Origin of the sequence: Novosphingopyxis sp. YJ-S2-01 (genome assembly GCF_016093175.1) — a bacterium.
Lineage (GTDB): Bacteria > Pseudomonadota > Alphaproteobacteria > Sphingomonadales > Sphingomonadaceae > Novosphingopyxis > Novosphingopyxis iocasae.
This window is the reverse complement of sequence record NZ_JAEDAI010000001.1, coordinates 2854264-2881027: the sequence shown is the minus strand read 5'-3', so window position 1 is coordinate 2881027 and position 26764 is coordinate 2854264. Positions and strand designations below refer to the sequence as shown.

29 protein-coding genes are annotated in these 26764 nt (G+C 62.4%); 19 read left to right on the top strand and 10 right to left on the bottom strand.

Features of this window, described 5'->3' with window-relative positions; all coding sequences use genetic code 11:
- Positions 1–73: 73 nt before the first annotated feature.
- The 4 genes from I6A82_RS14105 to I6A82_RS14090 form a co-directional block, all read right to left on the bottom strand.
- Entirely contained in the window at positions 74–442 is a 369-nt protein-coding gene (locus I6A82_RS14105; RefSeq protein WP_198095372.1) for a hypothetical protein, read from the bottom strand.
- A gap of 157 nt (positions 443–599) precedes the next feature.
- Complete coding sequence (locus tag I6A82_RS14100; RefSeq protein WP_198095371.1) at positions 600–2477, bottom strand: ABC-F family ATP-binding cassette domain-containing protein; 1878 nt, start codon at positions 2475–2477, stop codon at positions 600–602.
- A gap of 212 nt (positions 2478–2689) precedes the next feature.
- The gene (locus I6A82_RS14095) at positions 2690–3880 is read right to left on the bottom strand and encodes an NAD(P)/FAD-dependent oxidoreductase (RefSeq protein ID WP_198095652.1); all 1191 of its coding nucleotides are present in this window, start codon (positions 3878–3880) and stop codon (positions 2690–2692) included.
- On the bottom strand, positions 3877–4056 hold the full coding sequence (locus I6A82_RS14090; protein ID WP_187337055.1) for a hypothetical protein: 180 nt from the start codon (positions 4054–4056) through the stop codon (positions 3877–3879). Before I6A82_RS14090 ends, I6A82_RS14095 begins: the two co-directional genes overlap by 4 nt.
- A gap of 135 nt (positions 4057–4191) precedes the next feature.
- Between I6A82_RS14090 and I6A82_RS14085 the strand changes: the two genes are divergently transcribed.
- The 5 genes from I6A82_RS14085 to I6A82_RS14065 all read left to right on the top strand — a co-directional run bounded on the left by I6A82_RS14085 (position 4192) and on the right by I6A82_RS14065 (position 8923).
- Positions 4192–5589, top strand: a complete 1398-nt coding sequence (locus tag I6A82_RS14085; protein ID WP_198095370.1) for a circularly permuted type 2 ATP-grasp protein — start codon at positions 4192–4194, stop codon at positions 5587–5589.
- A gap of 3 nt (positions 5590–5592) precedes the next feature.
- A complete protein-coding gene (locus tag I6A82_RS14080; RefSeq protein WP_187334402.1) occupies positions 5593–6534 on the top strand; it encodes an alpha-E domain-containing protein in 942 nt (313 codons plus the stop codon).
- A gap of 5 nt (positions 6535–6539) precedes the next feature.
- Complete coding sequence (locus tag I6A82_RS14075; RefSeq protein ID WP_198095369.1) at positions 6540–7385, top strand: transglutaminase family protein; 846 nt, start codon at positions 6540–6542, stop codon at positions 7383–7385.
- A gap of 13 nt (positions 7386–7398) precedes the next feature.
- The gene (locus I6A82_RS14070) at positions 7399–8136 is read left to right on the top strand and encodes a peptidase (RefSeq protein ID WP_187334400.1); all 738 of its coding nucleotides are present in this window, start codon (positions 7399–7401) and stop codon (positions 8134–8136) included.
- A gap of 82 nt (positions 8137–8218) precedes the next feature.
- On the top strand, positions 8219–8923 hold the full coding sequence (locus I6A82_RS14065) for a 6-phosphogluconolactonase (RefSeq protein ID WP_198095651.1): 705 nt from the start codon (positions 8219–8221) through the stop codon (positions 8921–8923).
- A 25-nt stretch (positions 8924–8948) separates the two neighbouring features.
- On the opposite strand, the gene I6A82_RS14060 is transcribed toward I6A82_RS14065, so the two are convergent.
- Together I6A82_RS14060 and dksA are read right to left on the bottom strand one after the other, a co-directional pair.
- The gene (locus I6A82_RS14060; RefSeq protein ID WP_198095368.1) at positions 8949–9344 is read right to left on the bottom strand and encodes a PilZ domain-containing protein; all 396 of its coding nucleotides are present in this window, start codon (positions 9342–9344) and stop codon (positions 8949–8951) included.
- A 131-nt stretch (positions 9345–9475) separates the two neighbouring features.
- Positions 9476–9889: an RNA polymerase-binding protein DksA gene (gene dksA, locus I6A82_RS14055; protein ID WP_198095650.1), complete on the bottom strand. Its 414-nt coding sequence runs from the start codon at positions 9887–9889 to the stop codon at positions 9476–9478.
- Between the two features lie 524 nt (positions 9890–10413).
- Here dksA and I6A82_RS14050 point away from each other — a divergent pair.
- Complete coding sequence (locus I6A82_RS14050) at positions 10414–11439, top strand: hypothetical protein (protein WP_232343463.1); 1026 nt, start codon at positions 10414–10416, stop codon at positions 11437–11439.
- 87 nt (positions 11440–11526) lie between these two features.
- Here the strand turns inward: I6A82_RS14050 and I6A82_RS14045 are convergent, their stop codons facing one another.
- Positions 11527–11967: a host attachment family protein gene (locus I6A82_RS14045; protein ID WP_187334396.1), complete on the bottom strand. Its 441-nt coding sequence runs from the start codon at positions 11965–11967 to the stop codon at positions 11527–11529.
- A 110-nt stretch (positions 11968–12077) separates the two neighbouring features.
- Here I6A82_RS14045 and surE point away from each other — a divergent pair, with 110 nt between their 5' ends.
- The 4 genes from surE (at position 12078) to I6A82_RS14025 (ending at position 15424) form a co-directional block, all read left to right on the top strand.
- Complete coding sequence (gene surE, locus I6A82_RS14040; RefSeq protein ID WP_187334395.1) at positions 12078–12851, top strand: 5'/3'-nucleotidase SurE; 774 nt, start codon at positions 12078–12080, stop codon at positions 12849–12851.
- A gap of 72 nt (positions 12852–12923) precedes the next feature.
- The gene (locus I6A82_RS14035; protein ID WP_232343462.1) at positions 12924–14033 is read left to right on the top strand and encodes a LysM peptidoglycan-binding domain-containing M23 family metallopeptidase; all 1110 of its coding nucleotides are present in this window, start codon (positions 12924–12926) and stop codon (positions 14031–14033) included.
- On the top strand, positions 14033–15097 hold the full coding sequence (locus tag I6A82_RS14030) for a potassium channel family protein (RefSeq protein ID WP_198095366.1): 1065 nt from the start codon (positions 14033–14035) through the stop codon (positions 15095–15097). The genes I6A82_RS14035 and I6A82_RS14030 overlap by 1 nt, the downstream gene beginning before the upstream one ends.
- Before the next feature lie 93 nt (positions 15098–15190).
- Positions 15191–15424 (top strand): hypothetical protein, encoded by a 234-nt coding sequence (locus I6A82_RS14025; protein ID WP_198095365.1) that lies wholly within the window; start codon positions 15191–15193, stop codon positions 15422–15424.
- A 29-nt stretch (positions 15425–15453) separates the two neighbouring features.
- Here I6A82_RS14025 and I6A82_RS14020 read toward each other — a convergent pair whose 3' ends face one another.
- Entirely contained in the window at positions 15454–15846 is a 393-nt protein-coding gene (locus I6A82_RS14020; protein ID WP_232343461.1) for a DUF1761 domain-containing protein, read from the bottom strand.
- 114 nt (positions 15847–15960) lie between these two features.
- Here I6A82_RS14020 and rimO point away from each other — a divergent pair, with 114 nt between their 5' ends.
- The 3 genes from rimO to I6A82_RS14005 all read left to right on the top strand — a co-directional run bounded on the left by rimO (position 15961) and on the right by I6A82_RS14005 (position 20533).
- On the top strand, positions 15961–17337 hold the full coding sequence (gene rimO / locus I6A82_RS14015) for a 30S ribosomal protein S12 methylthiotransferase RimO (RefSeq protein WP_198095648.1): 1377 nt from the start codon (positions 15961–15963) through the stop codon (positions 17335–17337).
- Positions 17338–17579: 242 nt separating this feature from the next.
- Positions 17580–18797: a cytochrome P450 gene (locus I6A82_RS14010; protein ID WP_198095363.1), complete on the top strand. Its 1218-nt coding sequence runs from the start codon at positions 17580–17582 to the stop codon at positions 18795–18797.
- Between the two features lie 239 nt (positions 18798–19036).
- The gene (locus tag I6A82_RS14005; protein ID WP_198095362.1) at positions 19037–20533 is read left to right on the top strand and encodes a flavin-containing monooxygenase; all 1497 of its coding nucleotides are present in this window, start codon (positions 19037–19039) and stop codon (positions 20531–20533) included.
- Between the two features lie 3 nt (positions 20534–20536).
- Here I6A82_RS14005 and I6A82_RS14000 read toward each other — a convergent pair whose 3' ends face one another.
- Complete coding sequence (locus I6A82_RS14000; RefSeq protein WP_198095361.1) at positions 20537–21373, bottom strand: DUF4163 domain-containing protein; 837 nt, start codon at positions 21371–21373, stop codon at positions 20537–20539.
- Positions 21374–21432: 59 nt separating this feature from the next.
- On the opposite strand from I6A82_RS14000, the gene I6A82_RS13995 reads away from it, so the two are divergent.
- The 3 genes from I6A82_RS13995 (at position 21433) to argC (ending at position 24306) form a co-directional block, all read left to right on the top strand.
- A complete protein-coding gene (locus I6A82_RS13995; protein WP_198095360.1) occupies positions 21433–22815 on the top strand; it encodes a leucyl aminopeptidase family protein in 1383 nt (460 codons plus the stop codon).
- Between the two features lie 77 nt (positions 22816–22892).
- Positions 22893–23288, top strand: a complete 396-nt coding sequence (locus I6A82_RS13990) for a MarR family transcriptional regulator (protein WP_232343460.1) — start codon at positions 22893–22895, stop codon at positions 23286–23288.
- 91 nt (positions 23289–23379) lie between these two features.
- Positions 23380–24306 carry an N-acetyl-gamma-glutamyl-phosphate reductase gene (gene argC / locus I6A82_RS13985; RefSeq protein ID WP_198095359.1) on the top strand — a complete coding sequence of 309 codons (927 nt, stop codon included), beginning with the start codon at positions 23380–23382 and terminating at the stop codon, positions 24304–24306.
- 16 nt (positions 24307–24322) lie between these two features.
- On the opposite strand, the gene I6A82_RS13980 is transcribed toward argC, so the two are convergent.
- Complete coding sequence (locus tag I6A82_RS13980) at positions 24323–24532, bottom strand: hypothetical protein (protein WP_198095358.1); 210 nt, start codon at positions 24530–24532, stop codon at positions 24323–24325.
- Positions 24533–24681: 149 nt separating this feature from the next.
- Here I6A82_RS13980 and I6A82_RS13975 point away from each other — a divergent pair, with 149 nt between their 5' ends.
- The 3 genes from I6A82_RS13975 (at position 24682) to rpoZ (ending at position 26736) form a co-directional block, all read left to right on the top strand.
- Positions 24682–24861, top strand: coding sequence for a hypothetical protein (locus tag I6A82_RS13975; RefSeq protein ID WP_187334384.1), 180 nt, complete (start codon positions 24682–24684; stop codon positions 24859–24861).
- 69 nt (positions 24862–24930) lie between these two features.
- Entirely contained in the window at positions 24931–26298 is a 1368-nt protein-coding gene (locus I6A82_RS13970; RefSeq protein ID WP_198095357.1) for a PQQ-dependent sugar dehydrogenase, read from the top strand.
- 102 nt (positions 26299–26400) lie between these two features.
- Positions 26401–26736: a DNA-directed RNA polymerase subunit omega gene (gene rpoZ, locus I6A82_RS13965; protein ID WP_187334382.1), complete on the top strand. Its 336-nt coding sequence runs from the start codon at positions 26401–26403 to the stop codon at positions 26734–26736.
- Positions 26737–26764 lie beyond the last annotated feature (28 nt).

The window sequence follows — 26764 nt, the reverse complement described above, 5'->3', positions numbered from 1 at the left end:
CGCCGCCCGATCAGATGAACAGGTAAATCGATCGGCCTTTACTGGAACTGAAGCGGCCGGGCACGGAGGTGGTTCAGGCGCGGCGGGCCTCGGCGCGTGAGACCAAGCCTTCATCGTTCTCGAACTCGCTGAACAGCCACAGCTCCGCCTCCTCCAGCGTCTCGAAGACGGCGGCATGGCCGCGAACGCTGAGGATGCGCCGGGTCTGCAACTTGGTAAGCGAGCCTTGCCGGGCCACCGCAATCCGCTTGGCCTTATAGGTGGCGGTCAGGACCAGATGCTGAAGAGCCGCGACGACCTCCTGGGGCTGGATCTTCGCTTCCGGTGTGTCGATCAATAGATAAAATTCGCCCGACCTGAGACCCATGGATTCCACGGCGGCGCGTTCGTCCTCTGCGAAGCTGGCGACATCGGCGTTCGTCCTCTGCGAAGCTGGCGACATCGGACAGCGAAAGGAAGCCGAGCATGCTCGCCTTGACGAGTTTGCGGCTCGGATCGGTGCTGACCGTTATCATGATGGACTCCCTGCCTGAGCGAATCCCACTGGCACGGCTTAGCCTTTGCAGACCTAAAATTCCTTTAAGACAATGAGATGCGGATCAGGCGAGGATGGTCTCCAGCTTCTCGCTAGCCTCCAGCCAGACGGTTTCGGCCTCCTCAATCCTTTCCTCCACGCCGGCCCGAAGTTTCATCAGTTCGGTCATGGTAAGGTCTGCCAGCTTACCCTCCGCGCTCGCAGGATCGAACATGGCGCGGTCGATCGCGCTGCGCTCGGCGGTGAGCTTGGCGAGCTGCGCTTCCGCCTTCTTCGCCGCATCGCGCAGGCCCTTGTTCTGCTCGCGCAGTTGTGCGGCGGCCTGGCGCGCTTCCTTCTTACTGAGCTTGGGCTCGGACGATTTCTTGCCCTCGGAGGCCGGCTCCTTGGCCAGCACGAAGGCGATGTAATCGTCGATCGAGCCGTCATATTCCCGCGCGGTGCCGTCATCGACCAGCACCAGCCGGTCGGCGGTCATCTCCAGCATGTGCCGATCATGGCTGACGATCAGCACCGCGCCTGAAAAGGCGGTAAGCGCCTGGATCAGCGCCTCGCGCGCATCGACGTCGAGATGGTTGGTCGGCTCGTCGAGGATCAGGAGGTGCGGTGCGTCGCGGGTGATCAGCGCCAGCGCCAGCCGTGCGCGCTCACCGCCCGACAACTTCCCGACCAGCGTCGTCGCCTTATCCGGACCGAAGCCGAAGCGGCCGAGCTGCGCGCGCACCTTGGACGGCGTCTCGCCCTTCATCAGCCGCGTCATATGGGTGAGCGGCGTTTCGTCGCGGTCCAGCTCCTCCACCTGATATTGCGTGAAATAGCCGACGCGCATCTTGCCGCTGGCGTTCATCTCGCCATCCAGCGGGGCGAGCTGCGCAGCGAGCAGCCGGGCGAGCGTGGTCTTGCCGTTGCCGTTGCGGCCCAGCAGGGCGATGCGATCGTCCGGATCCATCCGCAGGTTCAATCGCTGCAACACCGGCTCGCCATTATAACCGACCGCGGCCTGATCGAGCGTGATCAGCGGTGGCCGGAGTTCGCCCGGATCGGGGAAGTCGAAGCTGAGCGAGGGATCGTCGACCAACTCGGCAATCGGCTGCATCCGCGCCAGCGCCTTGGCGCGCGACTGCGCCTGCTTGGCGGTGGAAGCGCGCGCGCTGTTGCGGGCGATATAGTCCTTCAGCCGGTCGGCCTGCGCTTCCTGCTTGGCCTTGGCCGACGCCAGCTGCGCCTGCCGCTCGGCCCGCTGCCGCTCGAACGCGTCATAGCCGCCAGGGTACAGCGTCAGGCCGCCGCGCTCCAGATGCAAGATATGGTCGACGACATTGTTCAGGAAGTCGCGCTCATGGCTGACCAGCAGGATCGTACCCGGATAGGAGAGGAGGAAGTCCTCCAGCCATAGCACCGCTTCCAGATCGAGATGGTTGGACGGTTCGTCGAGCAGCAGTACATCGGGCGCGGAAAACAGAAGCGCGGCGAGCGCGACGCGCATGCGCCAACCGCCCGAAAAGCTGTCGAGCGGGCGGTGCTGCGCGTCTTCGTCGAAGCCTAGACCGGCCAGAATGCGCGCGGCGCGCGAGGGCGCGGAATGTGCATCGATGGCGATCAACCGCTCATGGACTTCGGCCAGGCGTTCGGCGTCGAGCTCGCCCTCGCTCTCCGCCATCAGTGCGGCACGTTCGATATCCGCGGCCAGCACTTCCTCGAACGGTGTGGTCTGCCCGCCTGGCGCTTCCTGCGCGATATAGCCGAGGCGCGTGCCTTTAGGCATTTCCGCGCCGCCGCTGTCCGGCTCCAGCGATCCGGCCACAACACGAACGAGCGTGGTTTTCCCCGCGCCGTTACGTCCGACGAGCCCGACGCGCGATCCGGGAGGCAGCGCGGCTTTGGCACCGTCGAGGATCAGCCGCCCACCGAGACGGACCGTTATGGCGTTGAGATTCAGCATGACCGCGCGGTTAGCAAAGTGGGGCGGGCGGGGGAAGTCTGCGGCGCATTCCGGTAGCCCCAAGGTCCGTAGCCCTGAGCTTGTCGAAGGGCGCATCTCGTTTATGCGCGGCGCTTGTGTGATGGACGTCCTTCGACGGGCTCAGGACTTACGGATTTGATTTCGCAGACGGTGCTTCGACAGGCTCAGGACTTAAGGTTTTGAATTAGGCCTTACCGCTCCCCGATCGCGACACCTGCCGCCCAGCCGCTGGCCCAGGCCCATTGGAAATTATAGCCGCCGAGCCAGCCGGTCACATCCACGGCCTCGCCGATCGCATAAAGGCCGCGCACCGATTTCGCCTCCATTGTTTGGGAGGAAAGCCCCGTGGTGGCGATGCCCCCCGCGGTCACTTCCGCCTTGGCGAAGCCTTCGCTGCCATTGGGAACGAAAGTCCAGGCGGCCAGCTGCCGCGCGGCGGATTCCAACTTGCGGTCGGGCAGATTGGCCAGCTCTCCAGGCAGATCGAGCCGTTCGGCTAGCGTTTCGGCGAGCCGGGCGGGAAGTGCGCCGCCAAGCACGCCTTTGACGGTCGCGCGGGGCGTTTCGCGCTTGGCCGTGATCAGCCAGTCCGGTGAATGGTCCGGCAGCAAATCGATCGTGACTGCATCGCCCGGCCGCCAGTAGCTGGATACCTGCAAGATCGCGGGGCCGGACAGGCCGCGATGCGTAAACAGCGCCGCCTCCCTGAACGCCGCTTTGTTCGCGCGTGCCTCTACCGGCGCGGCGACACCGGAGAGCGCGCGGAACAGCACATCCTCTCCGCCCAGCGTCAGCGGAACCAGGGCCGGGCGCGGCTCCACGATCTTGAGACCGAAGCGGCGGGCGAGGTCATAGGCAAAGCCGGTCGCGCCCATTTTCGGAATCGATGGTCCACCGGTGGCGATCACCAGCGCGGGTGCGCTCAATTTGCGGTCACCGACCCGCAGCGAGAAGGCGCCGTCGGCATGGGAAACGTCCTGCGGCCCCTCGCCCAGGGCCAGTTCCACGCCGCCTTTCGCGCATTCCTCCAGCAGCATGTCGACGATCTGCTTGGCCGATCCGTCGCAGAACAGCTGACCCAAGGTCTTCTCGTGCCAGGCGATGCCATAGGCCTCGACCAAATCCAAAAAATCGCGCGCGGTGTAACGGGCGAGGGCGGACTTGGCGAAGTGGCGATTGGCCGAAAGATAGCGATCGGGCGCGGTCCCCAAATTGGTGAAATTGCAGCGGCCGCCGCCGGAAATCAGGATTTTTTTGCCCGGCCGGTCTGCATGGTCGATCAGTAGCACGCGCTTGCCCCGCTGGCCCGCCACGGCGGCGGCCATCAGTCCCGCCGCGCCCGCGCCCAGCACAATGGCATCGAAACACTCCACGCCCGTCAGCGCTTCTTGGCGATTTTGATCTTGTCCTGCTTGGCGCGCGCCTTGGTCGATTCCTCGCTGCGGCTCATGGCCTTGGCAATCGCCTTCAGCCCCATGCCCTTGCCCGCCAGCCGGTGCAGCGTCTGCAGTTCGTCCGCCGTCCAGGGTTGTTTGTGCCGTTCGAATTTGTCGCTCATGCCGCGCGCTTTCCCACGGCCCAAGCGGCAAGGCAAGCGCGGGGGCGGAACTGACAGGCCGCTTCGCGCGTATAGTTTCAAGACGGAGGCGAAACGAATGCCTCCCAAAAAAGGGGAAAGCCACTGTTCGACGAAATGCTGGGAGATGGCGACGCCACGCGTGAGCCCTATGGCGACTATCGCCGCTGGTTCGATTCCGAAGATGCAGAGCGTCTTTTGCGGAAATCCGAACAGGCCGAGAATTTCTTCCGGCGAACGGGCATCACCTTTAATGTTTACGGACGCGAGGAAGCCGAAGAGCGGCTGATCCCATTTGATATCATTCCCCGCATTCTGTCCGCCCGCGAATGGCGCAAGCTCTCACGCGGGATCGAACAGCGCGTGCGTGCCCTCAACGCTTTCCTCCATGACATCTATCACCGTCAGGAAATCCTGCGCGCCGGCAAGGTGCCGTGGCAATTGGTTGCCAATAATGAGGCCTATCTCGCCAAGATGATCGGCGTTTCGCCGCCGGGCGATATCTATACGCACATCGTCGGCACGGACATCGTACGGACCGGAGATGACGACTTCTTCGTGCTTGAAGACAATGCGCGAACGCCCTCGGGCGTCAGCTATATGCTGGAAAACCGCGAATCCATGCTTCAGATGTTTCCGGAGCTGTTCGCGAAAATTCCGGTTCAGCGCGTCTCCGACTACCCACAGGCGCTGCGTCGATCGCTGGCAGCCTGCGCGCCGCCGCGTTGCGAGGGCAAGCCGACCGTCGCGGTGTTGACGCCCGGCATTCACAACAGCGCCTATTTCGAACACAGCTTTCTGGCCGATCAGATGGGCGTGGAACTGGTCGAAGGCCATGATCTGCGGGTTACGAACGGCAAGATCGCCATGCGCACGACGCGCGGATATGAGCCGGTGGACGTCCTTTATCGCCGGATCGACGACGATTTCCTTGATCCGCTGAACTTCAATCCGGAATCGCTTCTGGGCGTGCCGGGCATCCTCGATGTCTATCGGTCGGGCGGCATCACGATCGCCAATGCGCCGGGCACCGGTATCGCCGACGACAAGGCGATCTACAGTTATATGCCGGATATCGTGCGCTTCTATACGGGCGAGGCACCAATCCTGAAGAACGTCGAGACATGGCGCTGTTCCGATCCGGAAAGCCTGCAATATGTGCTCGATAACCTTGCAGAACTCGTCGTGAAGGAAGTGCACGGATCGGGCGGCTACGGCATGCTGGTCGGCCCCGCCGCCACCAAGGATGAGGTAGAGGAATTTCGGAAGAAGCTGGAGGCGAAGCCAAACGGCTATATCGCACAGCCCACGCTGGCGCTCTCCACAGTTCCGATTTTCGCCGACAGCGGACTTGCCCCGCGCCATGTCGATTTGCGTCCCTTTGCGCTGGTATCGCCGGCAGGCATCGACATCACGCCCGGCGGACTGACCCGCGTGGCGATGACCGAGGGATCGTTGGTGGTCAATTCCAGTCAGGGAGGCGGCACCAAGGACACTTGGGTGCTGGAGGAATAAGCGATGCTAGGAAAGACCGCAGGGGGCCTCTACTGGATGGCCCGATATATGGAGCGCAGCGAAAACTATGCGCGGCTGTTGGAAGCAGGTCTGCGCATTGCGATGACGCGCAATTCCTCCGCCAATGATGAGTGGGCCTCCATTCTCACTACCGCTGCCAGCCGCGATGCTTTTGCCGCGAAGTTCGAGGAATTCCACCAGTCCGACGTGATCGACTGGTTGCTGCGAGACCGCGACAATCCGTCCAGCGTGCTCAATGTCGTCAAGGCCGCGCGCGACAACGCCCGGCTGGTGCGCACCGCGCTGACCCGCGAGGTGTGGGAATCGGTCAACGAATGCTGGATGGAGATGAAGCGCGCGCTGGCCGAGCCGGTGGCCGATCGCGATCTGCCCGACATGATCGACATGATCCGCCGCTACAGCGCGCTGGTCCGCGGCGCGATCTTAGGGACGCAGCTTCGCAATGAAGGCTTTCACTTTGCCAGGCTCGGTACCTTCATCGAGCGGGCAGACAGCACCGCGCGCATTATCGACGTGAAATATTTCGTGTTGCTGCCGTCCAGCATCGGCGTGGGCTCCAGCATGGACAATGTTCAGTGGGAGACAATCCTGCGCTCCTGCTCTGCGCACAGCGCCTATCGCTGGGCAGTCGGCAGCGACATGAGCGCTCGATCGATCACGGATTTCCTGATCTTCAACCGGCAACTGCCCCGTAGCCTCGCCTTTTGTTACGACACCATTGCCAAATGTTCCGATTTCATCGCGGGTGAGCATGGCGAGGAAATGGATAGCTGCATCCGTGCCCGCACGATCGCGGCAAAGCTGAACAACAGCACGATTCAATCGGTCTTTGAAGAAGGATTGCACGAGTTTCTCGGCAACTTCCTGGATGAGAATGCCGGCGTCGCCGCCGCGATCGAACAAGATTATCGTTTTCTGGATTGACCCCTATGCGTCTCACCATCTTTCACCGGACCACCTATGGCTATGACGCCGGTGTCCCTTACGGCCTGCAACAGGTCCGCCTCACGCCGAAGGCCCGCGCCGGCCAGCGTATCATCGATTGGTCGATCGAGGTGTCCGGAGGCACCAAGGAACTGACCTTTGACGACGAGCACAACAACGCGGTCGACCTCATTCGGATCGAACCGGGGGCGACCGAACTTTCGATCATTTGTCGCGGCGAGGTGGAGACACCGCAAACCGATGGCATCATCGGCGGTCATGGTGGTTACGCGCCGCTCTGGCTGTTCCGCCGCCAGACATCGCTGACCCAGGTGGGCGAGGGCGTTCGCGGCATTCTGGCAGACCTGAAATCGGACGATGCCGATATTTCCCGGCTGCATGCGCTGTCTGCGCTGATCCGCGACCGGGTCGATTATCAGGTCGGCACATCCGATGTCGAAACATCCGCCGAGGATGCGATCCGGAACAAGCAGGGGGTGTGTCAGGACCATGCGCATGTCTTCATCGCCGCCGCGCGCGAACTCGGCTATCCGGCACGCTATGTGTCCGGCTATCTCAAGATCGATGACGTGATCGATCAAGACGCCACGCATGCTTGGGCGGAAGCCTATGTGGACGGCGTCGGCTGGATCGGTTTCGATATCTCCAATGTCATCTCGCCGGATGAACGCTATGTCCGCGTTGCAACAGGGCTGGACTATCGCGGGGCCGCTCCGATATCGGGGATGCGCTATGGCTCCGCGCAGGAAGAGCTACACGTCGACCTGAGGGTTCAGACGCAGGGTCAGCAGCAACAGCAAAGCCAGGGTTCGACGTCCGGCCCTTCCTAGGGATTTGAAATTTATGACCTATTGCGTGGGCCTCAAACTCGACCGGGGCCTCGTTTTCATGTCCGACACCCGTACCAATGCGGGCGTGGACGATATTTCCACCGTGAAGAAACTGACCTGCTGGGAAGTGCCCGGTGACCGGGTGATCGTGGTGCTAAGCGCGGGCAATCTTGCCACGACGCAGGCCGTCATCAGCCTGATCGATGAGCGTTCGAAGGCTCCGGCCGATCGCACGCCCACGATCATGGGCGCGCCGTCCATGTTTCAGGTCGCGACCATCATCGGCGATACCCTGCGCGAGGTGATCCGCAAGCAGGTGAAAGAAACGGGCGGCAAGCCAGGCACCTTCAACGGCACGCTGATTGTCGGCGGGCAGGTGGGCGATGGCGATCCCACGCTTTTCTACATCTATCCCGAAGGCAATTTCATCGAGGCGGGGCAGGACAATCCCTTCTTCCAGTCCGGTGAAACCAAATATGGCCGCCCGATCCTGGTGCGCGCCTATGATCCCAAGATGAGTTTTGAAGAGGCGGTGAAGCTGCTTCTCGTCTCGTTCGACTCGACCATTCGTGCCAATGCCGGCGTCGATCCGCCAATCGATCTCATGGTGGTGGACCCGCAGAGCAAAAGCGTGCTCCACAAGAAGCGCTTCGGTCCGCACGATCCTTATTTCGCGCAGGTTTCGACCGGCTGGGGCGATGCGTTGAAGAACGCCTTTAACTCGCTGCCGGACTTCAGCTTCGACGATTGAGCGCAAGGCGAACGCGCCGTTTGATCGCAGCGCCCGGCGCGCCTATGTCGGTGCGATGGAAATACAGGAAAGCGATATCGCGATGACCGAAGTCGAATGGTGGGAGTTCGAGGATAAGGACGAACTGGCCGATGCCGTCGCCGGTGACATCGGCTTCATCATCGAAAGCGCGCTGGAGGCGCGCGGCCAGGCCCTGGTCGCGTTTCCGGGCCATGCCGCACTGGTGCCGCTGTTCGAGAAACTCGCCGAACGCGACATCCGCTGGAAGAATGTGACGATCGTGCCGACGGACGACCGGCTGGTGCCGGTGGACGATCCGCGGTCCAACATCGCGAATATCGCGCGCACTTTCCTGCCGCTGGGCGCGCGGGTGCTGCCGATCACCAGTGAGGCGGAGGATTACAAGCTGGCCGGCAGTGCGGCGGATGCGCGTCTGAAAGATCTGCATTGGCCGCCGGATCTCGTCTGGCTCAGCGTCGGGGCGAACGGAAGCACGGCCTCGATCTATCCGGGGCCGGACATGGATGAGGCGGTTGCCGGGCCGAGCGAGCGGCGTGCCGTGGGCGTGCGCCCCGATCCGATGCCGGAGGATGCGGCGGTGGACCGTGTGACGCTGACGGTCCCCGCGATCCGCGAATCGCGCACCGTGCTTTTCACGATCGAAGGGGACGACGAAAAGGCATTGCTGGAAAAGGCGATCGCCGATGGTGCGTCTTCCAGTGTGCCGGTCGGCCGGCTATTTGGAGAGCTGAAAGTGCCGGTCGATATCTATTGGCTTGAGACCTGAGCGGGCAGCCGCGCCCGCTTGCTCGTCAGTAGGATTTAGGGCCGATCGGACGGCCCATAATGTCCAGCTTCCGGATGAAATTGGGGCGGGTGTCGGCGGACCCTACGGGTTTGCGCACCTGCTTTGGGTCGATCGGATGGTCGAAGGCGACGCCGAATCGGCCCTCCGCCGTCCAGGCAACCTTGCCGCTAACATCCCCCACATTGCGCAGATCGACATGCACCACATCACCGCGTTCCACGTCTACCGGTGCTTCGGCCATCAGGCCGCCGGCGGATAGATTGCGGATGCGCACGCGGGTGGCATTGCACTTGCCGGGAATCCGCACGTCAGCCTGAAGAAACAGGCTGTCGCGATCCTTGTCGCGCGGAAGCTGGCCCTCGGTCTCGCTTTCATATGGTGGCAGGAACGGCTTGGTCATCGTCGCTTCGCTCGCCTCAGTCGTAAATTCACGAACGCGATATTAGCGCGGTGAACCTCAGCAAAGCGTTAACGCGCGCGCGCCGGCGTCAACATTTTTGCGGCAGACGTCCTCAAGGGCACGACCTTTGCTCAGTCGTCGCGAGAAATCTTTTCGCGGCGTTCGTGGCGCTCCTGCGCTTCCACCGTCATCGTGGCGATGGGACGGGCGCGCAGGCGGCCGAGCGAGATGGGATCGCCCGTCACTTCGCAATAGCCATATTCGCCGTCCTTGATGCGGCGCAGCGCGGCGTCGATCTTGCCGATCAGCTTGCGCTGGCGATCGCGGGTGCGCAGTTCGATGCCCCAGTCGGTCTCGCTGGAGGCGCGATCGTTCTGGTCCGCCTCGCGGATCGGGCCCTCCTGCAGATTGTTGAGTGTGCCGCTCGCCTCGTTCAGGATCGAGCGTTTCCAGTCCAGCAGAAGCTCTTCGAAATAGCGCAGTTGGCGCTCGTTCATGAACTCTTCGCTGTCCGACGGGATATAGGCGTTTTCGCCATCGTCCATGGCCGGCGGCTGCGCCGCACCATTTTCTTCACCGCGATCAAAGGCTTGATCCATCTCGACTCTCCGACGCGCGGAAGCAGACCCCCGAATGGCCGGGGTAGCTACCACCGGTGTTCCTCTTCGCCGGGCCTATAGACAGGGGGTGGGGCGCAAACAAGCATAGAGAATTGCCGAAAATGGGATCGACAGGCGCGGTGATGCCAATTCGCCACGCTATCGACGCCGGGGCCGTGCCACAGGGCGCGATATGGAAGATTTCAGCCCAACCGAGTGCCAGTTCGGGACAGAAACCAGATCGTCCCCCGATTTGTTCGTTTCGGGACAGCAAAGCGTTAGGATTTGCGGTTAATCGCGTTGAGCTTAACCCAATCTTCTGGCTTGCCTGACATATCGAGAGGCGGAAATGGGTGGATCGACCGCTCTTACCCTCCGCGCAACGAGAGAGAGATATCATGTCGGTACGGATGGCCCTTGCGAAACTTTGTGCATGCACCTGCGGGGGTGCGATCATTGGCGGCGGAGCCATGCAGATCACGGATAGCCCCGCAACCGCGCAGGAGCAGCATGAGCAGCAGGTGGCGAAGGAAAGCTATCCCACCAAGCTGGTGAAGCGCAGCCGCACCATCTCTAAGCATGGCGCCGCGCGGAAGGTAAAACGCACCAAGGTGACGAAGACCACGACCACCACCAGCTGTGCGGCCACGCCCACGGTGGTGACGGTCGCATCGCAGGGCGCGCAGCCGCTCCCGCCAGTGCCGGTCCCCTACGCCCCGCTCCCCCCTGCGTTTGAAGGCGGCGGCGAGTTCATCGGCGGCGGTGGCGGCATTCCCGTTGCGGTCGGTGGATCGGGCGGCGTCGGCGGCGGCTTCGGCGGTGGAGGCTTCTTCGGCGGGTTCTTTGGCGGCGGCGGCGGTGGTGGCGGCGGTATCGTCGTCAGCTCCACCGGCGGCACGAAGGTGGAGCTCTCCAGCACCAGCTCGACGAGCAGCTCGACCGGCGGTGCCAAGGTCGACGTCGATGTCGATAACAGCAACAAGAATGAGAATAACGTCGATAACGGCAATAATATCGATATCGACAACAAGAACGAAGGCTCGATCGAGAATAATAACGAAAACAACAACGATAATAGCAGCAAAAACAATAACGAAAACAAAAACGGCAACTACAACAACAACGAAAACGAGAACAATAACAAGAACGAGCAAAGCCAGCATCAGGGTCAAAATCAGGACCAGGATCAGAAGCAAGGCCAGGCTCAAGGACAGCAGCAGGGCCAGGGGCAGGCTCAAGGGCAGGGCCAAGGTCAGGGTCAGGGTCAAGGCCAGGGGCAGAACACCTCGTCCGGCTCCACCGATGATTGGGGTGACAATAGCGGTAACCCGCAAGACCCCGGCGATCCCAGCTCGACGGGTGGATCGACCGGTGGTTCGACGGGCGGTACCGACGTTCCCGCTCCGCCGATGGTTCTTCTGTTCGGCGCAGGCGCTGCGGCTCTCTTTGCTCGCCGCAAGTTCGCGAAAAAGGGAGGACAGGCGCGCGCCGCCTGATCCTTTTTCTACCGGTTACGCACATGAAAAGGGCGGCCTCGAAGGGCCGCCCTTTCTTGTTCGGCAGTCAAGCTAGCGGGTTGGAACTCAGCTCGCCTTGATGATCTTCTCGATCTCGTCGAGCGGATGGCCGGTCAATTCCTTGTCCACTTCGCCGATCAGGCGCTGTTCCACCTCGACATGATAATGCTTGCGCATTTCTCCAAGAGTGCGCGGCGGGGCGACGACGATCAGCTTCTCATATTCGTTCTTGAGCGCCCGGCTCTTCAGCATTTCGGCAGCGTCCGCGGCAAAGCGATCTTCGGCTAGCTGATGGAAGTCCGTTTCCTCATAGGCGCTGCGGCCATGTCCGGCGCTTTCCTGTACGCGGCCACGGCGATTGGCGGTCAGTTCGCGGTCCGGCGGATTATCTTCCTTGCGCTTTCCCTCAACCTCAAGGTTGGGATAATCCGCATCGCCCTCGTTACGCAGCCAGAGCAGCTTTTCTCCGTCGCAGACCAGAACGGCGGCATCATGGGGTATTTGCATTTTTTGTTTCTCCTTCTGCCGTATCAACGGCGCAGGGCCGGGGCGGTTTCAAAAACGGCGCCGGAAGCTTGCCTTGCCAGGCCAATCGCCGGGCGGCATAGGCCGTGTCCATGCGGATACTTCTGACCAATGACGACGGCATCCATGCCCCCGGCCTCAAGGTGCTGGAGGAAATCGCGGCAGAGCTTTCGGACGACATCTGGGTGGTCGCCCCATCCGAGGAGCAGTCCGGCGCGGGCCATTCGCTCACGCTGACGCGGCCGGTGCGCCTGCGCAAACATGGTGAGCGGCGCTTCTCTGTTAGCGGTACGCCCACCGACTCGGTGATGATGGGGCTGAGCCAGGTTCTGGGGGCGGATCGCCGCCCGGACCTTATCCTGTCGGGCGTCAATCGCGGCGCCAACCTTGGCGATGACGTTACCTATTCAGGCACCGTCTCCGCCGCCGTGGAGGGCGCGCTGGCCGGTATCCGGTCGATCGCGCTCAGCCAGGTCTATTCCAAGGAAGGCATGGGCGATGAAGTGCCCTTCGCCGCGGCGCGCAACTGGGGTGCCAAGGTTATCCGTCCGCTGCTGAACATGGACTTCGCGCGCCGTACATTGGTCAACGTCAATTTCCCCCCGGTCGCCGCCGATGCGGTTCAGGGCGTGCGCATCGTCCGGCAGGGGTTTCACGATTATCGCCGCTCCAGCATCGTCAAGGGCACCGATCCGCGCGGCTATGACTATTACTGGTTCGGCCTGCAGGGCGTCGAGCATACGCCAGGCAAGGAAACCGATCTGGAGGCGATTGGCGATGGTTTCGTATCGATCACGCCGTTGCAGCTGGATCTGACGCACGACGCCTCGCTCGGGCGTCTCGCGGACGCCTATTCGGGTCTCTAGGCCATTGGCAAAAGGGCGCGATCAAGCCTAGAAGCTGTGTCGATGAGGGGAATGAGCGCGATAAGGGGAGCGATGGGCGCGGGAGTGGCGGCTGCCATGCTGTCCGCCTGCATTCCGTCCGTTCAGGCCCCCGCACGCCGCGCTGCCGCACCGCCGGCGTCCACCCCTTTCAAGCCCGGTCCGCTTCTGGAAACCAATGACGGCGCGCTCGTCGCCCCGCCGCGTCCCACATGGGACGGCGGCCAGGTGGTGAAGCGGGACAGCGCCGTGAAGCCTGGCGAATATGTCGTGCGCGCGGGCGATACGCTGCGCGGGATCGGCAACCGCACCGGCGCGGGATCGGAGGCGATTGCTGCCGCCAACAATCTGCCGCCGCCGTTCACTATCTATCCGGGACAGCGCCTCATCATTCCCGGCGGGCGCTATCACAGCGTTGCCGCTGGAGAGACTGGCATTGCCATTGCGCAGGCCTATGGCGTGCGCTGGGCGGATATGGTTGCGCTGAACGGGCTGGAGGAACCTTACATTTTGCGCATCGGGCAGAAGCTGCAGGTGCCCGACAGCGCTACCGCGATGCAGCCTATCCGCACCGCCGCCGCACCCATCCCGTCTGGAGCGCCCGCCGCTGTTACTTCCGATCAGGCCAGCGCTCTGGAGCGCCGCGCCGCTGCCTTCAGCATCGGGATCGACGATATCGTCACCGGCAGCCAGCCTGCGCTGGCGGAAGGACGGCGCGCTACCGCCGCCGTCGCCAAGCCGCAGCAGGCCGTGGCCACCGCGATCGCGCAGCCTGCCGTTTTCAATGGACGCTTTGCCTGGCCGGTGCGCGGGCGGCTGCTCTCCAGCTTCGGTTCGAACAAGGATGGGCGCATCAATGACGGCATCAATATCGCGGCCAAGGCGGGTACGCCGGTGCTATCCGCAGGCAGCGGTGTGGTGGCCTATTCAGGCGATGAAATCGGCGTGTTCGGCGGGCTTGTGCTGATCGATCATGGCGGCGGCTGGATTACCGCTTACGGTCATCTGGGCCGGCTGGACGTGGTGCGCGGCGAAAAGGTCGGCGCCGGCCAGCCGATCGGCACCGTTGGCCAGACCGGTTATGTCAGTGAGCCCCAATTGCATTTCGAGATCCGCCAGAAGCGCAAACCCATCGATCCCGCCAGCAAGTTGCCGAGCAGCTGATGGTTGATGGATCAAGAGAAAGCAGCGTCCGTTCGCGCCAGCGCAGCCGCACCGCGATGCTGACGCGCAAGAGCTCTCTGCCCGTCTGGGCGGATGCAATGCTGCGCGTGCTGTTCGTTTTCTTCCTGATCGGACTGGCCGTGGCCGTGCACTGGTTCGACCGGACCGGCCTTCAGGATAATTATGATGGCGAGGTGAGTTTCCTCGATGTCGTCTATTTCACGATGATATCGATCACCACCACCGGCTATGGCGATATCGCGCCCGTCACGGAGCGCGCGCGGTTGTTCGATGCATTGATCGTGACACCGATCCGCGTCTTCGTGGTGCTGATTTTCGTCGGCACGGCCTATAATTTCGTGCTCAAGCGTACCTGGGACAAATGGCGTATGAAACTTCTGCAGGGTAATCTGAGCGGCCATATCGTGGTCGCGGGCTTCGGGGTCAGCGGGCAGGAGGCGACCAAGGAGTTGCTGGAGCGCGGGCAGGATCCGAAGTCGATCGTGGTGGTCGACAAGAGTCCCGATGCAACCGCCGCGGCGGAAAGCATGGGCTGTACCGTCCTTTCCGCGGACGCGACGCGCGACCAGACATTGACCGACGTGCGCGTGAGCACGGCGGCCTCGGTCATTGTATCGGCGGGCAGCGACGATACCTCGATCCTGATCGTGCTGACCGTTCGCCATCTGGCACCGGACGTGCCAATCAGCGTGGTCGTGCGCGCATCGGACAACGAGCTGCTCGCGCGGCAGGCAGGCGCGAACAACGTCATCAACCCGGTGAACTTTGCCGGTTTGCTGTTGGCGGGAAGCTGCCACGGCGAACATATCGCCGACTATATCTCGGACCTCGCCTCCGTAACGGGCCGCGTGGCGCTGGCCGAACGCGCGATCCAGCCGGAGGAATATGGCCAGCCGATGACGGCGCTGAAAACCGGCGTCGGCGTGCGGCTCTACCGGGACGGACAGCCTTTCGGTTTCTGGCAGGAAGAAGCCCAGTCCATGCAGGCGGGCGATACGGTTGTGGAGATCGTCGCCGGAACCGGGACAAGCGCAGAAAAATAAAAGCGCATTAACGGGCTATCGAAAGTCACTGACCTGATTACACCAAAGTCCAGCAGAATTGACATCCCGTGATTACTGTTGTCTCATGATGGCATGGACTGGCTTATCGCGCTGATCGCTTTCGTGGCGTGCATGTTTGCCATGCCGATGGTCTTGCGGCGCTTCAAATCTAGTCGGAAAAGCGGGATGGGAGCTGCAACTCTGGCCTTCGGCATCGCCTTTTCGATCTTCTTTGATCCGGCTAAAAAGGTGTCGATCGAGCATGTCGAGAAGCAAAAGAAGCAGCGTGCCGAGGCGTCCCAGGGGGATGTAAACGAGCCGCTCTGATCGCCGCTAGCGGTCCGTCGACGAGGATTTCACCCCAATAGTGCGAACACAAGCCCCATCGCGGCGTAGAAGGCGAGCCAGTATCCGGCATCGATAAAGAACAGCTTCCCCGGTTCGCGCCGGAACAGATAGTTCGTGCCGATCGCCGGGATCACGAAGCCCAGTGCCAGACCGCAGGAAATCATCATTACGATATGGAAGGGTGGATCGCCCAGCCGATCGAACATATGCGCGAGCATCGTCGCCTGAAGCAGCGCAAACAGGAAGGCGAGGCCGTAGATCTTCAACATGTTTCCCGCCGGCAGACCGTCCGCCGCCTTGCCGATCAGCCGGATCCACGCCTTGCCGAAGACAGGCCCGTACCACAGCCCGCCCACCAGAAACGCGGCCAGCGCGGCGAGCAGGATGATGAGAATGTTCATGGCGGCGGCCCTGTTCCTTGATAGCTGCATCGCTCCGGCGGAAGCAGAAGCGATGAACCTTCTATCAGGAGAACGGTGACATTTCACCTGTTCGCGCCTATCTGCGCCCGCATCATGGCAACGAAAATCGAAACGCCGCCCAAGGTGGGCATGGTCTCGCTGGGATGTCCCAAGGCGCTGGTGGACAGCGAACGCATCCTCACGCGCCTGCGCGCAGACGGTTACGACATGGCGCCCGACTATGAAGGCGCGGACGTGGTGCTGGTGAACACCTGCGGCTTCCTCGATTCCGCCAAGGAGGAAAGTCTGGAGGCGATCGGCGAGGCGATGAACGCCAATGGCCGCGTGATCGTGACCGGCTGCATGGGCAATGAAGCCGACGCTATTCGCGCGCGCTTTCCGGACGTGCTCGCCATCACCGGGGCGCATCAATATGAGGATGTGGTCGGCGCGGTGCACGAAGCGGCGCCGCCTGCGCGCGGGGCGTATGTCGATCTGATCCCGAACCTGGACACCATCGGCGGGCTCAAGCTGACGCCGCGCCACTACAGTTATCTGAAGATTTCGGAGGGCTGCAATCACCGCTGCAGCTTCTGCATCATTCCGTCCTTGCGCGGCGATCTAGCCAGCCGCCGAATCGACGCGGTGCTGCGCGAGGCGGAAAAGCTGGTGGCGGCGGGCACGAAGGAGCTGCTCGTCATCAGCCAGGATACGTCGGCCTATGGCGTCGACACCCGGCACGAGCCCCGCGCCTGGAAGGGCCGCGAAGTGCGCGCGCATATGACCGATCTGGCGCGCGAACTGGGTCAGCTTCGCACCATCGACGGCGCGCCGCCATGGGTGCGGCTGCACTATGTCTACCCGTACCCCCATGTCGACCAAGTCATCCCGCTGATGGCCGAGGGTTATCTGACGCCCTATCTCGACATCCCGTTCCAGCATGCCGCGCCGTCCGTGCTCAAGCGGATGAAGCGCCCCGCGAACGAGGCAAAAGTGCTCGGCCGCCTCAAGGCCTGGCGCGAGGTTTGCCCGGACATTGCGGTCCGCTCCAGCTTCGTGATCGGCTTCCCCGGCGAGACGGAGGAAGACTTCCAGTATCTGCTCGACTGGCTGGACGAGGCGCAGCTGGACCGCGTCGGCGCGTTCCGCTTCGAACCGGTGGAGGGCGCTGCAGCCAATGCGCTGCCCGATCCGGTGCCGGAAGAGGTGAAGGAAGAACGCTTTGCCCGCATCATGGAAAAGACCGCGGCGATCTCGGCCGCGAAGCTGCAGGCCAAGGTCGGCCGCACGCTGCCCGTGATCGTGGACGAAGTCGGTGAGGCGGATGAAGACGGCGATATCGGCGCCACCGCCCGCAGCCAGGCCGACGCGCCGGAAATCGACGGACATGTCTATTTGCGCAACGTTTCGGGCGAGATGAAGCCGGGGGATATCCTCGACGTGGAAATCGAAGAGGCGGACGAGCACGATCTGTTCGGGGTGCCTGCCTAACCTCCGCACCCTGTCATTGCGAGGAGCCGCAGGCGACGCGGCAATCCAGGGCGTATGCAGCGCTGCGAAGACCCTGGATTGCCTCGCTTCGCTCGCAATGACGTTTCCTTTTTCCGTGGCCGAATCAGGCCTCCGTTCTCCCTGAGCTTTTCGAAGGGCTGTCCTTCTTCGTACCCTCCGCATAGAAGAACGGTGCTTCGACAAGCTCAGCACGAACGATCGAGAGAAGGGGGCAATATCAGATGACCGACGAAACCACGCTGCCGACGGGCTACGCCCTGTCCGCGATCGACCCGACCTATCGCGAAACGCCTTGGGTGACACTTGATCGCCTGCGCGCGGCGGAGCCGGTGCATCACGATCAGCAGCTCGGCCGCTATTTCGTCACCGGCGGGCATGAGGTGGAGCGGCTGGTGAAGGATCGCAGCCTGGTGGTCGATCCGGCCAAGGCCAATGAAGGGACGTTCACTAAGACGCTCTACGGCGCGAACAGCAAGGAGCTGTCGCTGCTGATGCTCGACGATCCGGACCATGCGCGCCAGCGGCGGCTGGTGCTGAAGGCGTTCAACAAGCGCGCCGTCGATGCGCTGCTGCCGCGGATCGAGGCGATCGCGGCTACGCTGGCCGACGATATCGAAGCGGCCGACGATCCGTTCGATTTCGTCGCCGTCTTCGGCTCTCCGCTGCCCACCACGGTGATGGCCGAATTGCTCGGCATCGATCCGGCGGACCGCAAGGATTTCCGCCGCTGGTCTTTGGGCTGCATGCAGGCGCTCAATCCCTTCCGCACCGCCGAACAGACGGCGCTTTACGAAGAAGGCACCACGTCGCTTGCCGATTATCTGGCACGCGAAGTGGAGAAGCGCCGCGGCGGCGATGGGGACGATCTGATCTCCGGCCTCGCCCGCGCCGAGGAAGAAGGCGACACGCTGACCACGCGCGATATCGTGCTGCTGATCCGCCTGCTCCTGATTGCTGGCAACAGTACGACAACGGACATGATCGGCAGCGGCGTGGTGAAGCTGCTGCAGAACCCGGATCAGCTCGCCAAGCTGAAAGGCGATCCCGCGCTGATTGACAAGGCGCTGGACGAGGTGCTGCGCGTCGAGCCGCCGGTGGCCCAGTGCCTGCGCACCGCGCCGGAGGACATGGAGGTGAACGGCCAGTGCATCGCCAAGGGGGAGACCATCCACCTCTCGCTATTCGGCGCACATTACGATCCGGCGCTGAACGAAAATCCGCAGGCCTTCGACATTGGCCGGGACGAGATCACGCATTTCGCCTTCGGCGGCGGCGCGCATTATTGTCTGGGGGCGCAACTGGGGCTCGCGCAGGGCCGCATCGCGCTGCCGATGCTGTTCGATCGCTTCCCGAACCTGGCCTTTTCGGACGCTCACGAATTGAAGCACAAGATCGCGCCCGCATTCAACGGCTATGGCGAAATCTGGCTGACGAAATAGGCGCGGGCAGGGGGCGCTGTCCTACCGCGCCACGAGGGCGTAAAACGGCAGGATGACCTTCTATCGCCCGCGCCGCTTGCCCATTCGCAACAAGCGGCCGAGCGGAGCTGAACAGGCCTATCCGTATAGGGACCCTCGCGACTTTCCATTCGCAATAAGCGTCGCTTCCTGCGAATCGCCCGCTGCGACTTGCGTCCTGCAATGCAACCTATACACTCCGCCATCGAGGAGAGTGTGACATGAGCCAACAGCAATTCGACGTCCTGATCGTGGGCGCGGGTTTATCGGGAATCGGCATGGCAGTGCATCTGCAGCGCGACTGTCCGGGCAAGACCTTCGCCATCCTCGAGCAGCGCGACGATCTGGGCGGCACTTGGGACCTGTTCCAATATCCCGGCATCCGATCGGACAGCGACATGCACACGCTGGGCTTCGATTTCGAACCCTGGACAGAGCAGAAGGCGATCGCCGACGGCCCTTCGATCTGGAATTATATCCATCGGATCGCCAAAGAGCGCGACATCGAGCAGCATATCCGCTTCGGCCAGAAGGTGTCGACTGCCGAATGGTCGAGCGAGAGCGCTTTATGGACGCTGGAATCCGTCGATGGGGAGGGGAAACGCACACGGCTCAGCGCGCGGTATCTTTACCTGGCCTCCGGCTATTATGATTACGACAAAGGCCACGAACCGCATTTCGAAGGGCGCGAGGAATTTGGCGGGCAAATCGTCCACCCGCAATTCTGGCCCGACGATCTCGACTATTTGGGCAAGCGAGTGGTGGTGATTGGATCGGGCGCCACGGCGGTTACGCTGGTGCCCTCGATCGCGAAGAAAGCGGCGCATGTCACGATGCTCCAGCGCACACCGACCTGGTATGCGATCCGCCCGTCCGAGGACGCGATCGCCAATGGTCTGCGCAAGGTCCTGCCCGACAACACGGCCTACAAGTTGATCCGCAAGCGCAACGTGCTGTTGCAGCGCTTCTTCTTCAACCGTGCGCGGTCCAAGCCCGGCAAGGTCGGCGAGTTTCTGCACGGCAAGATTCGCGAGGCGCTGGGCGGGCAGATGGACGAGAAGGATTTCACGCCGCCCTATAATCCGTGGGAGCAGCGGCTCTGCCTGGTGCCCGATGCGGACATGTTCGAGGCGTTGAAGGCGGGCGATGCCAGTATCGTGACCGACCATATCGATCATTTCGACGAGACCGGGATCCAGTTGAAATCGGGCGAACATCTAGATGCGGACATCATCGTTACCGCCACCGGCCTGAAGCTGGCGGTGGCCGGCAAGATCGCTTTCGATATTGATGGGGAGCCGGTGAATTTCGCCGATCGGATCTATTACAAGGGATCGATGTTCAGCGGGATTCCGAATCTTGCGGCCGTGTTCGGTTACGTCAATGCCAGCTGGACGCTGAAGGCGGACATCGTGGCGCGCTATTTCTGCCGGTTCATCAACACCGTCGAGGCGCGTGTAGGCGATTATGCGGTCCCGACGTTGCCCGCAAACGGATCGGTGGAAGCCGAGGCGGCGTTCGATTTCTCCTCCGGCTATTTCCAGCGATCGATGGATATCCTGCCCAAGAGCGGATCGCGCCAACCGTGGAAGCTCAATCAGGACTATCTGCTGGACCGGAAAATCCTGCTGAAGGACCCGATCGACGATGGCGAGCTGGTGTTCCACCAGGCCGGACAGGCGGAGCACGCCCCGCCCATCATGGCCGCAGCGGAGTAAGGATCAACGCATCACGGAAAAGGCGGATCGATATTCGGGCTTCACCTGATCGAGAATGGTCTGCGTCACCGGCAGAGTGACATCGTAACTGCCCTCGGCATAGGGGCCGGCGGCATAGGGCCCGGCGATGATCCCCAGCCGATTGAAGCTTTTGCCGTTGGACGAGCCCAGCAGCAGCGTCTGTTCCATCGGATCGATGCATTCGTTGAACATGCCGTTGGGATCGCCCGGATCGCCTTCGCGTTTCTTGCGGCGCTCGGCATCCAGTTTCTTGCAATAGGTCTGGCGAATTTGGGCGCCCAGGGCGGATGAGGAAGTGAAGAAATCAATCGGCTTAAGCTCCCGGCCAGCCGCCTTATCCCATACCAGGCTGTCATAAGCGGTGTTACCGTGCGCACCGCCGGAGAAGCTGTAGATTTGCGCCGAAAGGCTTTGGAAAGCGGGGATATCGGCCACCTGCTGCCAGACGTACATCAGGTCATAGGGGCGATAGGGAAAGTCGCTATTGTTCGCGTCGATACTGGCCTGCTTCGTATCGGCCTTCAGCTGTGCCTCCGCACTTTCGGCTTCCTTCTTCAAAATGGCGGCCAGCTTTGGCGCCACGGCGGGGAATTTATATTCGAATTCGTAAAGGTCGTTTTTCTGTTTGTAGTCCCAGGCCGACCCCTGCGCGCCGTTGGTGTCGCTTTCAGCCTTAGCGACGGCACCGGCTTCCTTGGCAGACGCTTCAGCGCGAGCGCTTGCCTTCGGGCTGGTCTGCTCATCCTGTTGCACGGCATCGCCGGAGGAACAGGCTGCAACGCCAAGCGTAACCACCAGGGCAAGGGACAAACTTCGCATCGATTTTCTCCGGTGGACGGGGCTGGGCATCGGGCTCGGTCCGGGTTTAAGGATTCTGCATGACACAATACAGCCAGCTCATTCGCCCCGACAACGGCCAGGACGCCGTGCCGATCCATTGCGTTTCGACGAACGGTTTCGAACAATGGTCCAAGAGCCGCAGCGCGCGGGAACGTACCGCGATGGCTGCACACCGCTTCAAGGCAGAGCCCGCCACTTTCGCGATCCTTCCAGGCGAAGGCGATAGCTGGTCCGTAGTCGCAGGGGTGGAAGACGGCGATGCGCTTTCGACCTGGTGTCTCGCCAAGCTGTCGGAGACGCTGCCTGCGGGCACTTACAAGCTTGCTAACGGACATCCCGGCGCTGCCGTGTTCGGCTGGCTGATGGGCCAGTACAAATTCACGCGCTATCTCGAGGACCCTTCTGAAGGGCCGCGCGTGCTGCTCACCGATGAGCCTGCGAAGATCGACGAGATGGTCATGTTGGCCGAGGCGACCGCGCTGGTGCGCGATCTGGTCAACACGCCGCCAGTCGATTGCGGACCGCCCGCGCTTGAAGCGGAAGCCGAACGCATTGCCAAGGCGCATGGCGGCAGCGTGGAGGTGACACGCGGCGATGCGCTGGAGACCGGTTATCCGTTGATCCACGCGGTCGGTCAGGCTGCGATGCGCGAGCACGCGCCCCGGCTGATCGAGCTGCGCTGGGGGCGGGAGGATCATCCCAAATTGGCGATCATCGGTAAGGGCGTCGTGTTCGATTCGGGCGGCCTCGACGTCAAATCGTCCACCGGTATGCGGCTGATGAAAAAGGATATGGGCGGCTCCGCCCACGCCCTCGCGCTCGCCGAACTGGTGATGAAAGCGAACCTTCCGGTGCGCCTCCATATGCTGGTACCCGCCGTCGAAAATGCCATTTCGGGCAACGCCCTGCGACCTGGCGACATCATCACCGCGCGCAGCGGCACCACGGTGGAGATCGACAATACCGATGCAGAAGGACGGCTGATCTTGGCCGACGCGCTCACCAAGGCTGGCGAGGACAATCCGGAACTGGTGATCGACTTCGCCACCCTTACCGGCGCGGCGCGGGTTGCGCTCGGCCCCGATCTGCCGGCGATGTTCGCCAATGGCGACGCTCTTGCGACAGGCCTCACCGAAGGCGGCGAGGCGGAGGGCGATCCGCTATGGCGGCTGCCATTGTGGGACGGCTATATGGAGATGCTCTCCAGCGACATCGCCGACTGCGTGAACAGCGCCAGCGGCGGGTTCGCCGGATCGATCACGGCTGCGCTGTTTCTGAAGAAGTTTGCACCGGAAAAAGCGGACTGGGCGCATTTTGACACCTTTGCGTGGCGTCCATCGGCCAAGCCCGGACGGCCCAAGGGCGGGGAAGCACTCGGTCTGCGTGCCAGCTTCCGTTATCTGAAAAACCGTTACGGATAAGCAGCGGTCGCAAGCCGCGAACGAATATAACGGCAAGGAAACCATTTCCCGCACAAGCCGTTCTTTGCGATATGTTGATGGACCAGAATCCGCTTTCCACCACGGACTCTATGTTGGACTGGATGGATACCCTGATTGCCTATGTGCGCTCGGGTGATCCTGACCTCACCAATCGCCAAATGGCCATCATATTCACCGTCTATACCCGTCGCGGACCGCACACGGTTCGCGGACTGGCGGAGAAGCTCAAGGTCTCGAAGCCTGTCATCACGCGTGCGCTCAACAAGCTGGGGCAGCTTGGCTATCTGCGTCGGCAGCGAGACGAGGCGGATGGGCGCAATGTCTTTGTGGTGGGGACCGACAAGGGCGCAAGCTTCCTCGATCGGTTTGAGCGGTTCATCAAGTCCGATGCCGAAAAGCGCGACAAGGGCTTCCCGGCCCGCGGCGAAGCACCAAGCTTCGCGAACCACTAGTCGCGCCGCGGCGGGGGCGTTGCCAGTAGGCCCGCTCCTCCGCTAACGGCGCACCATCGCGTTATTCGCTCGCGCTGGATGGGGCAGTACTATGAACACCGTTTTCATCGATGGAGCCGCCGGTACGACCGGACTTGAAATCCGCGAGCGCTTGAGCGGTCGCGCGGCGTTCGAGGTGATCGTGCTGGAAGATGAGCGCAGAAAGGACGTCGCGGCCCGCCGCGACGCTATCGCCTCGGCCGACGTCACCATATTGTGCCTGCCCGATGATGCGGCGCGTGACGCTGTGGCGCTCGGCAACCCGGACAGCCGCTTTATCGACGCATCGAGCGTGCACCGGACTGATCCGGCGTGGATCTATGGCTTTGCTGAATTGAACTCAGGCCAGCGCGCGGCGATCGAGAATGGGCGGCTGGTATCTAACCCCGGCTGCTACCCCACCGGTTTTCTCGCTCTTGTTGCGCCGCTGGTCGCGCGCGGATTATTGCCGGCCCACTGGCCCTACAGCGTGAACGCGGTTTCCGGCTATTCCGGCGGTGGCAAGGCGTTGATCGAGCGCTATGAGCAGGCCGAGGCGCCTGCTTTTCGCGCCTATGGTTTGACGCTGGAGCACAAGCATCTGCCGGAGATGAAAGCCCATGCGGGCCTTGCTGAAACGCCGATTTTTGCGCCTGCCGTGGTGCCGGGCTTTCGCGGAATGCTCGTCGAGGTGCCGTTGCCGCTCGCGGCAATGGGCGCCAAGGGGCGTGCGGAGGACCTCGCAGAAGCACTTGCCGAACATTATGACGGTGAGCGCCTTGTCGCCGTCAAGCAAACCGATGGCGTCGGCGAAATGCTGATCGCGAAGGATCAGGAACCCTCCGACCGGCTCGACCTCTATGTGTTTTCAAGCGGTGACGGCGGCCAGGCCCGTATGATCGCTATGCTTGATAATCTCGGTAAGGGGGCAAGCGGCGCGGCCGTGCAGAACCTCAACCTGATGACCGGGCAGCCGGAAACAGAGGGTTTGAGGCTCTAAGGCGCGTGTTCTCTCCTCAGTGCACGGTGCCGGTCACCTGCGGTGCGGAAAGAAACAGGATCAGCCGCTCGATTTGACGCCACCGGCAGAATTGCAGGGCATTTCCGATATTGCGGCTACTTTCCGCGCGCTCGGCTGCTTCCAGTCCTGCCGCGCGTCCGAAACTGCGCATCAGCAGTTCCGCTTCGGCCACGTCGTCGCGCTTCAGGAAAGTGGGTGCCTGCATGAATACTCCATCGATGTGTAAAAGGATCGGTCCGACCGACAGACAACGGCTCTAGCGGTCAGCCGTGCAAGAACCGTGGAGCAGTTTGGTTGACGACTTCTTCATAGCAGGCCTTGTCCGCCCGGGCCCGGCATGCCAAGCGGTTCGGTATGGCCAATCCTCCTTCCAAAAATCCCGTTGCGGGCGGTTTCTTCATCGCCGCCGGGCTGCTGATCGGTGCGATCATCGGGATATTCCGCGGACAATCATCGCTGTACATGATCGGCGGGCTGCTGATTGGCGGTGCCATCGCGCTTGCCATCTGGCTGGTCGACCGCTCGAAGCGCTGAGCGATTTTCCCGGCACGATGAGGCCGGGCGCTGCTTGCCAGCCACGCCCGCGCAGCGTAATTCCATACTATGCGCAAACATATCCGAAATCTCACCATCATTGCTGTCATCCTGGCGATCGGCGTCGCCTTCTGGCTGACCCGGCCTGACAAGGCGCAGGTACCGATGGATCAGATGGTGGGGCGCGATCCCGTGCTTGGTGAACCCCGGCCCCAGACGGTGCCGACGGTGAATATTGCCGAAGTCGCGCGCTGGGGGGCGGATCAGAAGCCGACCGCAGCGCAAGGGCTCCAGGTGGAGCGCTACGCCGTCGATCTCGATCATCCGCGCAATCTCTACACGCTGCCCAATGGCGATATTCTGGTCGCTGAAACCAACAGTCCTCCGCGTGAGAACGGCGGCATCGAGGGTTGGGTGATGAAGCATTTGCTCGGCAAAGCGGGCGCGGCCACGCCGTCTGCAAACCGCATCACGCTGCTGCGCGATAGCGACGGGGACGGGGAGGTGGATCTGCGATCGACGTTCCTCAAAGGATTGAACTCCCCCTTCGGCATGGCGCTGGTGGGCGACCGTTTTTTCGTGGCCGATACCGATGCGCTTCTTGAGTTTCCTTATGCGCAGGGTGATACGCAGATTTCCGCGAAGGGCCGCAAAATCTATGCCCTGAATGCCAAGGCACCCAACAATCACTGGACCCGCAATCTCGCGGTCTCGCCGGACGAGACCAAGCTGTATATCGCGGTCGGCTCCAACAGCAATATCGGCGAGAATGGCATGGATACCGAAAAGGGCCGCGCGATGGTGATCCAGTATGATCTGGCCACCGGAAAGGCGATTCCCTACGCCATCGGCCTTCGCAACCCGGTGGGTCTGGCGTTCCATCCCGGCACTGATCAACTCTGGACCACGGTGAACGAGCGCGACATGCTGGGCTCTGACCTGGTGCCCGACTATCTCGCGCTGGTGGACTTCGGTTCGGACTATGGCTGGCCCTATCATTATTGGGGCGGATATACCGACCCCCGGCTGGATGACCCCGCTCCGGACAAGCGGCAATATGAGCGGCGTCCGGATTATTCCCTCGGCGTGCATGTCGCGCCTTTGGGTTTGCTGTTCGCCGGCCAGGCAAAGCTTGGCGGCCCCTTCGGCAATGGTGCCTTCGTGGCGCGTCACGGCAGCTGGAACCGCGTGCCCGCAGCGGGTTACGATGTGATCTTCGTGCCGTTTCAGGGGAACGAACCGCAAGGCAAGCCCATCGAGGTGCTGACCGGCTTCCTGGATGCGGAGGGTAATGCGCACGGGCGGCCCACAATGCTAGCCGCGGACAAGACCGGTGCGCTGCTCGTCAGCGACGATGTCGGCAATGTCATCTGGCGCGTGACGCCCGCGGGTAAGCCAAGCGCAGCGGCAGCGGGCAATACGCCCGCCGCCCGATAAGCCGAGGGGCCATTCCGGCTCTGCCACGCTTGACTTTGGCTGGTACGATCCCTACCTGCGGCCAGTCAAAAATCCCGTATATCCCAGATTATAGGAGCCGTCATGGCGCGCGTTACCGTTGAAGATTGTGTCGACAAGGTCTCGAACCGGTTCGATCTCGTACTCTTCGCCGCAGAACGCGCGCGGGAGATTTCCGGCGGCGCCGACCTCACCGTCGACCGCGATCGTGACAAGAACCCCGTCGTGGCGCTGCGCGAAATCGCCGAACAGACGGTGAAGCCGAAGCATCTCGAAGAAGGCCTCGTCCAGTCGCTGCAGAAGGTGCAGGTCGACGATGATGATGAGATCGAGGAAGTCGGCTCGCTCAGCCAGTCCGCCGAGGCGCTGCGCGTCACGGCTGCCGCTCCCGCGCGTTCTGCGGGTGTTGCGCGGGACTGATCCCGCCAGCAACGGGGCCGAGCCCCGT

What these genes read in the sequence shown, in the direction of transcription:
- I6A82_RS14105 (WP_198095372.1), bottom strand. Translation starts at nt 442, where the DNA reads ATGTCGCCAGCTTCGCAGAGGACGAACGCCGATGTCGCCAGCTTCGCA.
- I6A82_RS14100 (WP_198095371.1), bottom strand. Translation starts at nt 2,477, where the DNA reads ATGCTGAATCTCAACGCCATAACGGTCCGTCTCGGTGGGCGGCTGATC.
- I6A82_RS14090 (WP_187337055.1), bottom strand. Translation starts at nt 4,056, where the DNA reads ATGAGCGACAAATTCGAACGGCACAAACAACCCTGGACGGCGGACGAA.
- I6A82_RS14085 (WP_198095370.1), top strand. Translation starts at nt 4,192, where the DNA reads ATGCTGGGAGATGGCGACGCCACGCGTGAGCCCTATGGCGACTATCGC.
- I6A82_RS14080 (WP_187334402.1), top strand. Translation starts at nt 5,593, where the DNA reads ATGCTAGGAAAGACCGCAGGGGGCCTCTACTGGATGGCCCGATATATG.
- I6A82_RS14075 (WP_198095369.1), top strand. Translation starts at nt 6,540, where the DNA reads ATGCGTCTCACCATCTTTCACCGGACCACCTATGGCTATGACGCCGGT.
- I6A82_RS14070 (WP_187334400.1), top strand. Translation starts at nt 7,399, where the DNA reads ATGACCTATTGCGTGGGCCTCAAACTCGACCGGGGCCTCGTTTTCATG.
- I6A82_RS14065 (WP_198095651.1), top strand. Translation starts at nt 8,219, where the DNA reads ATGACCGAAGTCGAATGGTGGGAGTTCGAGGATAAGGACGAACTGGCC.
- I6A82_RS14060 (WP_198095368.1), bottom strand. Translation starts at nt 9,344, where the DNA reads ATGACCAAGCCGTTCCTGCCACCATATGAAAGCGAGACCGAGGGCCAG.
- dksA (WP_198095650.1), bottom strand. Translation starts at nt 9,889, where the DNA reads ATGGACGATGGCGAAAACGCCTATATCCCGTCGGACAGCGAAGAGTTC.
- I6A82_RS14050 (WP_232343463.1), top strand. Translation starts at nt 10,414, where the DNA reads ATGCAGATCACGGATAGCCCCGCAACCGCGCAGGAGCAGCATGAGCAG.
- I6A82_RS14045 (WP_187334396.1), bottom strand. Translation starts at nt 11,967, where the DNA reads ATGCAAATACCCCATGATGCCGCCGTTCTGGTCTGCGACGGAGAAAAG.
- surE (WP_187334395.1), top strand. Translation starts at nt 12,078, where the DNA reads ATGCGGATACTTCTGACCAATGACGACGGCATCCATGCCCCCGGCCTC.
- I6A82_RS14035 (WP_232343462.1), top strand. Translation starts at nt 12,924, where the DNA reads ATGGGCGCGGGAGTGGCGGCTGCCATGCTGTCCGCCTGCATTCCGTCC.
- I6A82_RS14030 (WP_198095366.1), top strand. Translation starts at nt 14,033, where the DNA reads ATGGTTGATGGATCAAGAGAAAGCAGCGTCCGTTCGCGCCAGCGCAGC.
- I6A82_RS14025 (WP_198095365.1), top strand. Translation starts at nt 15,191, where the DNA reads ATGGACTGGCTTATCGCGCTGATCGCTTTCGTGGCGTGCATGTTTGCC.
- I6A82_RS14020 (WP_232343461.1), bottom strand. Translation starts at nt 15,846, where the DNA reads ATGAACATTCTCATCATCCTGCTCGCCGCGCTGGCCGCGTTTCTGGTG.
- rimO (WP_198095648.1), top strand. Translation starts at nt 15,961, where the DNA reads ATGGCAACGAAAATCGAAACGCCGCCCAAGGTGGGCATGGTCTCGCTG.
- I6A82_RS14010 (WP_198095363.1), top strand. Translation starts at nt 17,580, where the DNA reads ATGACCGACGAAACCACGCTGCCGACGGGCTACGCCCTGTCCGCGATC.
- I6A82_RS14005 (WP_198095362.1), top strand. Translation starts at nt 19,037, where the DNA reads ATGAGCCAACAGCAATTCGACGTCCTGATCGTGGGCGCGGGTTTATCG.
- I6A82_RS14000 (WP_198095361.1), bottom strand. Translation starts at nt 21,373, where the DNA reads ATGCGAAGTTTGTCCCTTGCCCTGGTGGTTACGCTTGGCGTTGCAGCC.
- I6A82_RS13995 (WP_198095360.1), top strand. Translation starts at nt 21,433, where the DNA reads ATGACACAATACAGCCAGCTCATTCGCCCCGACAACGGCCAGGACGCC.
- I6A82_RS13990 (WP_232343460.1), top strand. Translation starts at nt 22,893, where the DNA reads ATGGACCAGAATCCGCTTTCCACCACGGACTCTATGTTGGACTGGATG.
- argC (WP_198095359.1), top strand. Translation starts at nt 23,380, where the DNA reads ATGAACACCGTTTTCATCGATGGAGCCGCCGGTACGACCGGACTTGAA.
- I6A82_RS13980 (WP_198095358.1), bottom strand. Translation starts at nt 24,532, where the DNA reads ATGCAGGCACCCACTTTCCTGAAGCGCGACGACGTGGCCGAAGCGGAA.
- I6A82_RS13975 (WP_187334384.1), top strand. Translation starts at nt 24,682, where the DNA reads ATGGCCAATCCTCCTTCCAAAAATCCCGTTGCGGGCGGTTTCTTCATC.
- I6A82_RS13970 (WP_198095357.1), top strand. Translation starts at nt 24,931, where the DNA reads ATGCGCAAACATATCCGAAATCTCACCATCATTGCTGTCATCCTGGCG.
- rpoZ (WP_187334382.1), top strand. Translation starts at nt 26,401, where the DNA reads ATGGCGCGCGTTACCGTTGAAGATTGTGTCGACAAGGTCTCGAACCGG.